The 4,549-nt window shown below is 54.9% G+C and carries 4 protein-coding genes and 1 pseudogene; 1 reads left to right on the top strand and 4 read right to left on the bottom strand.

The window, feature by feature from the left end; all coding sequences use genetic code 11:
• Positions 1 to 279, bottom strand: a pseudogene (locus B3Z49_RS02915) (hypothetical protein); the annotation flags it as partial.
• Between the two features lie 290 nt (positions 280 to 569).
• Here B3Z49_RS02915 and B3Z49_RS02910 point away from each other — a divergent pair.
• Positions 570 to 2,540 (top strand): GNAT family N-acetyltransferase, encoded by a 1,971-nt coding sequence (locus B3Z49_RS02910; RefSeq protein WP_296988123.1) that lies wholly within the window; start codon positions 570 to 572, stop codon positions 2,538 to 2,540.
• Between the two features lie 40 nt (positions 2,541 to 2,580).
• Here B3Z49_RS02910 and B3Z49_RS02905 read toward each other — a convergent pair whose 3' ends face one another.
• The 3 genes from B3Z49_RS02905 to B3Z49_RS02895 all read right to left on the bottom strand — a co-directional run bounded on the left by B3Z49_RS02905 (position 2,581) and on the right by B3Z49_RS02895 (position 4,540).
• Positions 2,581 to 3,723, bottom strand: a complete 1,143-nt coding sequence (locus tag B3Z49_RS02905; protein ID WP_296988121.1) for a peptidase C39 family protein — start codon at positions 3,721 to 3,723, stop codon at positions 2,581 to 2,583.
• Between the two features lie 146 nt (positions 3,724 to 3,869).
• On the bottom strand, positions 3,870 to 4,283 hold the full coding sequence (locus B3Z49_RS02900) for a TIGR01244 family sulfur transferase (RefSeq protein WP_008891887.1): 414 nt from the start codon (positions 4,281 to 4,283) through the stop codon (positions 3,870 to 3,872).
• A 158-nt stretch (positions 4,284 to 4,441) separates the two neighbouring features.
• Entirely contained in the window at positions 4,442 to 4,540 is a 99-nt protein-coding gene (locus tag B3Z49_RS02895) for a YgaP family membrane protein (protein ID WP_296988128.1), read from the bottom strand.
• Positions 4,541 to 4,549: the final 9 nt, after the last annotated feature.

Raw genomic sequence — 4,549 nt, 5'->3', positions numbered from 1 at the left:
CGGGCGCGACTGCAAACGGCGCGCTGTGCTTACCCCATCCAACGCCGCAATCAGATTTTCTTCCTGGGGATCGATGCCGGCAATTTCGACTTCATAGGGGATGGTTGTTTGCAGATCATTTTGCGCAATCTCACTGTTAGCACCGTCGCCAAAGCCGAGCACACCACTTAAGTCCTCGTCCGAGGTGCACGCCGAAAGCATCGACCCTGCCAGTAAAAGCGGAACGATTGCAAACCTGCGCCTGTGGATCGGAGATGTGTCTAGGATGCGTTTATTCAAACCATCTTGCCCTTGAAAGCTTTGCGGACGCAGTGCAACGTACGCCAACCTGTTTGTTTCTGATCTCTTGTTTATAGTAAGTGCAAACGATCAGGATGATTAAATGTTTCACAGCAGGCCCAATGAAAACACCTTATTTTTATTGGACCTGCTGGTCGAGTGTGACCTGTGCCATGATCCATGAAAAAAAGGCATGGCTATGAACAATAAATGCGCTTGCGACGAACGATCTTTGGGCGTACCGGAAGTTGAGCGCAACATATTTACCCTCATCGTAGGAGAGCTGCACAGTGACTTTGCCCCAGACCAATACTGTCATCATCCGTGCAGCCGTGCGCGACGACCTTGATGGTCTTTGCGCGCTTGAAAGCGGCAATTTCGAAAGCGACCTGATTTCGCGGGCTTCTTTTTCGCGGTTCCTGCGTCAGGCCAGCGCGCGCCTTCTTGTCGCCGACGCTGGCGATGCCGATCATCCTGAAATTGTCGGGTATGGTTTGCTGTTGCTGCGCGCCAATACGGTTACGGCACGGATTTACTCGCTGGCGATTGCAAAAGACTGGCGCGGCAAGGGTTTGGGCACACAGCTTTTGGCCGGCCTTGAAAATCTGGCGATGGATGCTGGATGCACGCGCATGCGCCTTGAAGTGCGTGTGACCAACGAAACCGCACGCAACCTTTATGAACGCCATGGCTATGTCCGGATTGCCGATCTTCCGGGATATTACGAGGATGGCGGTGATGGCATTCGCCTTGAACACGCGCTTTATGACGGTGAAAGTGCTGTCAGCCCAGCGGTTGCCACCGGTGCCCCGCTGATTTTGGTCGACCGTCTGTCGGATCAACGCTTTGCCGTATCGGGGGCCCGTGTGATGCGGGTGCGCGATTATCTCGCACTTGATCACGGTGTGCGCAACCGGCGCGTGATCAACCTTTGCCAGTCCTATGAATATCTTTCGCGGGGTTATTATTGCAGCCTTCTGGCGGCCGCACGTGCAGAGCGCGTCATTCCCGAGGCCGATGTTCTTTTGGATTTGAACTGGAAGCGGCTTCAGAAAACCGCACGTGCGGAACTCAGCCCGCAAATCATCGAGGCACTGGAAAAATCCGGCCAGACCCCTGATCAGGCCCCGGATCATATCGATGTCTATTTCGGGCGGACCGCCAACAAGAAGTTTCGTCAGATTGGCGAACGCGCCTTTGATCAGTTCCGCTGCCCGATCCTGCGCCTGCATCTGAACAAGCAGGACCGCAGAATTTTGCGCGAAATCGAAGCCCCGTCGATCAGCCAGCTTGATGACGACAAGCTTGTCGAGTTCGAGGCCGCACTCCGCGCCTATTTGCGTGGGCGCGTGCGCAAACAGGGCAACGTCACCCCGCCGACCGCCCTTGTCGCCATCCTGCATGATCCGGATGAAGTCCTGCCCCCGTCAGACAAGGAGGCCCTTGCCAATTTCGTGCAGGCCGCATCCGACCTGGGGGCCAAGGCCGAACTGATTACAGCCAAGGATTTCCATCATCTTTCGGAATTTGATGCCCTTTTGATCCGCGAAACCACCGCCCTTGATCACCATACCTATCGCTTTGCCAAGCGCGCGGTAAAGGAAGGCATTCCGGTGATTGATGATCCGGACTCGATGCTGCGTTGTACCAACAAGGTCTATTTGGCCGAATTGCTGCGTACACACCGTATCCCGGCGCCAAAAAGTGCGATTTTCGATAAGCGCCGCATTCCCGACATCGCAAAGCAATTCAGCTTCCCGTCGGTTTTGAAGGTGCCCGATGGCTGTTTCTCGCGCGGGGTACGCAAGGTCAAGTCGCCAGAACACCTGAACGAAGTCGCGACCGAGATGTTCAAGAACTCCGAACTTCTCGTCATCCAGGAATATGTCGAAACCACCTTTGACTGGCGTATTGGTGTTCTGGGTGGTGAAGCCATCTTTGCCAGCCGCTATTTCATGGCACCGGGCCACTGGCAGATCGTGAAACACGAAGATGATGGCAAAAGCTATGAGGAAGGCGGGTTTGAAACCCTTGCGGTCGAAGATGCCCCTGCCGACATCGTTGCGACTGCCCTTGCCTCTGCACGTTTGATGGGCGATGGCCTTTATGGTGTCGATGTCAAGGAAACGCCCTATGGCCCGATGGTGATCGAGGTGAATGACAATCCGAATATCGATGCCGGGGTTGAGGATGTGGTTCTGGGCATGGATTTGTATCGCCGAATCATTGCACATCTTCTTGGCAAGATTGCGCGCCCATAAGGGCCTCTGCAACATCCCCTAAAAGCAAAAGGCCGGGTTTTTACCCGGCCTTTTTGTCAATGAAGACGGCGGCTTGCAGTTTATCGCGGCCATAGCGCGCCATCAGATCAAACTCATGGCGCAGGATCGGCACAGACAGACAGTCACTGCCGGTATAGGGTTCATGGTCTTCACCAATATCGGGATCGCTGACATAGACAAACCGGTCATCAAAGCCCGAAACCACCACCCAGTGCGGGATTTTATCGCCGTAAATGCGGTACTGACTGATCAGGACCAGTGCCATTTTACCCTGTTTGGTGCGTTCTTCGATCTCGGCAATGCCGAACGGGCCAGTCGTGACCAAAATACCGGCATCAAGTGCCTGACGGGCAAAGTCGTAATGGACCAGTTCGACCACTTCGCGGTTTTTCGGCTTTCGCACCGTATCAACGAATAACGGCCCGTCCCGGCTGCTGAGCACCTCGACATCAAAGCCGCGCTTGTGCGCCGCCAACGCCAGCCCCAGCGGGCCACAGCCGCCATGGCCGGATGTCATGAAGATCGTGGTGGCTTCGCGCCACAGCGCGATCTCAAGATTACGATCAAGTTCGATATCCTGATCCAGCGCATTCATCGCCATCATCAGGGCCGCCGGACCACAGGTAAATGGCAGGGTCTGGTGATAGAAATGGATGGGCGATGGCAAATGCATGGCATTGGGAACCAATACCTTTTCCATGCGAAGCGCATTGGAATGATCGGGATAATAATCCGGATAAAGTGCAAATTCGCGATATCCGACTGCCTTGAAAAGCCGGATCGCATCCTTGTTTTTCTGGCTGACTTCAAGACGCAGGATCGGTGTGCCAAAATCAAGGCTGAGTTCTTCGGCCCGTTCAATCAGGGCACGGCCAATCCCCTGCCCGCGCTGATCAGGTGACACCGCCATCGAATAAAGGCGCGCAAGCGCTACGTTGCTGCGAAAAATCACCAACGCGTAACCAACAACAACGCCCCCATCCTCGGTGGTTTCCGCCACAGTCAAACGCGCGGTTTCACTGCCGACGAAACGTTTGAAGGCACGCCGGGTCAGTCGGTCGACTTCAAAGGACCGGTTTTCGATCTCGCACAGGGCGTCGAGATCTTCGTTCTTGGCCAGTCGAAATCTGATATTGGAAAGTTGGTCTGCGTTTGACGTCATACCGGTATCACTTGATAAAACCATGCCAGATACAGCATGCGCGGACATATCGTCATGAAACGCACAAAAGCAATAGTGCAATTTATGCGATGCTCACTGCGTTTTTTGCACAGCAACGCACCGCATAACGTGCAAATTCAAACGGCTTAGCCGCGTGCTGCAATCCGTGGTGCCAGCGGCGCCATATCATATCCGGCCTCAGCCGCGGCCTTGACGATATCGCCAACCTGCATCTGCCCGGCATTGGCCAGCGACCACAAGATGGTGCAGCGTGTACCACTGCGGCAATAGGCAAAGATGGGCTTTTCGGCGGCGGCCAGATTGGCTGCAAAGGCATCCGCATCCGCGTCCGACACATTGCCGCTTGCGACGGGCTGGAAGATCGCCTTCATACCGGCAGCTTCGGCCTTGGCGGCGACTTCGGAAAATGACGGCTGCCCGGGATCTTCGCCATCCGGGCGGTTGCAAATGATGGTCTTGAAACCGGCCGCAGCGATTTCGTCAATCGCGGCAAGCGGCATTTGCGGGGATACAGTCAGTTCATCACTCAGGCGTTTCATTTTTATATTCCGTTCGTCGTTGCTGGTCGCCGTGCCCACACGTCGGGCATCAACAGCACGTCTATCCAACATACCGCAGAGATCTACGGACGCCAGCATAACGTTCAAACAACAACAGATCGAACGGAATATTCCGGTTTCAAACGCCGTTTATTACCTTATTTGGAAAGCGGACAGGTCCGCAAACCAAACAGCATGTAAAGCGGGCAGAAACGCAGTGCCGCAGTCGCCAACATGACAACACCGGCAGCAATCATCACCCAGCC

Origin of the sequence: Thalassospira sp. UBA1131 (genome assembly GCF_002311515.1) — a bacterium.
Lineage (GTDB): Bacteria > Pseudomonadota > Alphaproteobacteria > Rhodospirillales > Thalassospiraceae > Thalassospira.
Note: the sequence above shows the minus strand (reverse complement) of the source record. Positions and strands in the feature narration are given on the sequence as shown.

What these genes read in the sequence shown, in the direction of transcription:
- B3Z49_RS02905 (WP_296988121.1), bottom strand. Translation starts at nt 3,723, where the DNA reads ATGACGTCAAACGCAGACCAACTTTCCAATATCAGATTTCGACTGGCC.
- B3Z49_RS02895 (WP_296988128.1), bottom strand. Translation starts at nt 4,540, where the DNA reads ATGATTGCTGCCGGTGTTGTCATGTTGGCGACTGCGGCACTGCGTTTC.
- B3Z49_RS02900 (WP_008891887.1), bottom strand. Translation starts at nt 4,283, where the DNA reads ATGAAACGCCTGAGTGATGAACTGACTGTATCCCCGCAAATGCCGCTT.